Origin of the sequence: Robinsoniella sp. RHS (genome assembly GCF_001029355.1) — a bacterium.
Classification (GTDB): domain Bacteria; phylum Bacillota; class Clostridia; order Lachnospirales; family Lachnospiraceae; genus Robinsoniella; species Robinsoniella peoriensis.
In genome coordinates this window covers 1-2,619 of sequence record NZ_JNGB01000215.1, presented here as the reverse complement: position 1 = coordinate 2,619, position 2,619 = coordinate 1, and the positions used below count along the sequence as shown (strand labels likewise).

The window sequence follows — 2,619 nt, the reverse complement described above, 5'->3', positions numbered from 1 at the left end:
ATACCGTAAAATAGACAAGACAGATCCGACAGATCCTCGTGTTACGGAAGATGTTGTATATATGACTGCAGATGAGGAAGATAATTATCATGTAGCTCAGGCGAATGAGGCCCTGGATGAAGAAGGACATTTTGTTCATAAAAATGTTTCTGGTCGTTACAGAGAAGAAACGCAGGAGTATGAAAGAACTACATTTGATTACATGGATGTATCTCCTAAGATGGTATTTTCTGTTGCTACCGCATTGATTCCTTTCCTGGAAAATGATGATGCTAACCGTGCGCTGATGGGATCTAACATGCAGCGTCAGGCCGTACCGTTATTGACTACGGATGCACCGGTTGTTGGAACAGGTATGGAAATGAAAGCAGCGGTTGACTCCGGTGTTTGTGTGGTTGCCAAAAAAGCCGGAACGATTGAACGTTCCACATCTAAGACAATTGTTATGAAAAATGACGATGGATCTAAAGATGAGTATCATTTGACGAAGTTTGCAAGAAGTAACCAGAGTAACTGTTACAATCAGAGACCGATCGTATTCAAAGGCGATCATGTGCAGGCGGGAGACGTTATTGCTGACGGACCTTCTACACAGAATGGTGAAATTGCATTAGGTAAGAACCCATTGATCGGATTTATGACCTGGGAAGGTTATAACTACGAGGATGCGGTATTATTAAGTGAAAGACTGGTTATGGAGGATGTCTATACATCTGTCCATATTGAAGAATATGAAGCAGAAGCCAGAGACACAAAATTAGGACCGGAAGAAATTACAAGAGACGTTCCCGGTGTCGGCGATGATGCGTTAAAGGATCTGGATGAAAGAGGTATCATCCGTATCGGTGCGGAAGTCCGTGCCGGAGATATCCTGGTTGGTAAGGTTACCCCTAAGGGAGAGACTGAGCTGACTGCAGAAGAAAGGCTTCTTCGTGCGATCTTTGGTGAAAAGGCGCGTGAAGTAAGAGATACTTCTCTGAAAGTACCTCATGGAGAATATGGTATAGTCGTAGATGCCAAAGTATTTACCAGAGAAAACGGAGACGAATTATCACCGGGTGTAAATCAGGCAGTACGTATTTATATTGCACAGAAGAGAAAGATTTCCGTTGGAGATAAGATGGCCGGCCGTCATGGTAACAAGGGTGTTGTTTCCCGTGTACTTCCGGTAGAAGATATGCCGTTCCTGCCAAACGGACGTCCGCTTGACATCGTATTGAATCCTCTTGGTGTGCCTTCCCGTATGAATATCGGACAGGTACTTGAGATCCATTTAAGTCTTGCGTCAAAAGCGTTAGGATTTAATATATCCACACCGGTATTTGATGGTGCGAACGAAGTTGATATTATGGATACTCTTGATCTGGCGAATGATTATGTCAATCTTGAGTGGGAAGAATTTAAAGAGAAACATGAGCAGGAACTGCTTCCTGATGTTATGGATTATTTATATGAGAACAGAGCACACAGAGAACTCTGGAAAGGTGTACCGCTTTCACGCGATGGTAAAGTAAGGCTGCGTGATGGCCGTACCGGCGAGTACTTCGACAGTTCAGTTACAATCGGACACATGCATTATCTGAAGCTTCATCATCTGGTTGATGATAAAATCCATGCACGTTCCACCGGTCCTTACTCCCTGGTTACACAGCAGCCTCTTGGTGGTAAAGCACAGTTTGGTGGACAGCGTTTCGGAGAGATGGAAGTTTGGGCGCTGGAAGCATACGGTGCATCCTATACACTGCAGGAAATTCTGACTGTGAAGTCCGATGATGTTATTGGCCGTGTGAAGACTTACGAAGCAATTATCAAAGGAGAAAATATACCGGAACCAGGTATACCGGAATCCTTCAAGGTATTGTTAAAAGAGCTTCAGTCCCTTGGACTTGATGTAAAAGTACTCAAGGAAGACCAGACAGAAGTTGAAATCATGGAAACGATTGATTTTGGCGAAACAGATCTGCATTCCGTTATTGAAGGCGAGAAGGGCTACAATGAGGAAGAACCTCTGGAAGACTTCGGATTTAGTCAGCAGGAATTTGAGGACGGCGAGTTAGTTGATGTGGAAGAGGAAGAAGAAGAAGCATTTTTAGACCTAGAAGAAGTTCTTGATGAAGAGTAAATGTAGGTAGCTAACAATGGAAAGGAGTACCATCAATGCCTGAAACAACAAACAATGAAACGTATCAGCCAATGACTTTTGATGCAATCAAAATTGGTTTAGCATCTCCGGATAAGATCAGAGAGTGGTCCAGAGGAGAAGTTAAAAAACCAGAAACGATTAATTATAGAACCCTGAAACCAGAAAAAGACGGATTATTCTGCGAGCGTATTTTCGGTCCCAGCAAGGACTGGGAGTGCCACTGCGGTAAATATAAGAAAATCCGTTATAAAGGTGTAGTCTGCGACCGATGCGGCGTAGAAGTAACCAAAGCCAGCGTTCGTAGAGAACGTATGGGACACATTGAGCTTGCAGCTCCTGTTTCCCATATCTGGTATTTTAAGGGAATCCCTTCCAGAATGGGATTAATTCTGGATCTGTCTCCCAGAGTATTGGAAAAAGTATTGTACTTTGCCAATTATATTGTGTTGGATAAAGGAACTACAGATTTACAGTAC

The 2,619-nt window shown here is 43.3% G+C and carries 1 protein-coding gene and 1 pseudogene; both read left to right on the top strand.

What is annotated here, in order from left to right:
* On the top strand, nucleotides 1-2,122 hold a 2,122-nt coding region (locus tag RHS_RS28700; RefSeq protein WP_047835135.1), incomplete at its 5' end, for a DNA-directed RNA polymerase subunit beta.
* Nucleotides 2,123-2,157: 35 nt separating this feature from the next.
* Nucleotides 2,158-2,619, top strand: a pseudogene (locus tag RHS_RS28695) (DNA-directed RNA polymerase subunit beta'); the annotation flags it as partial.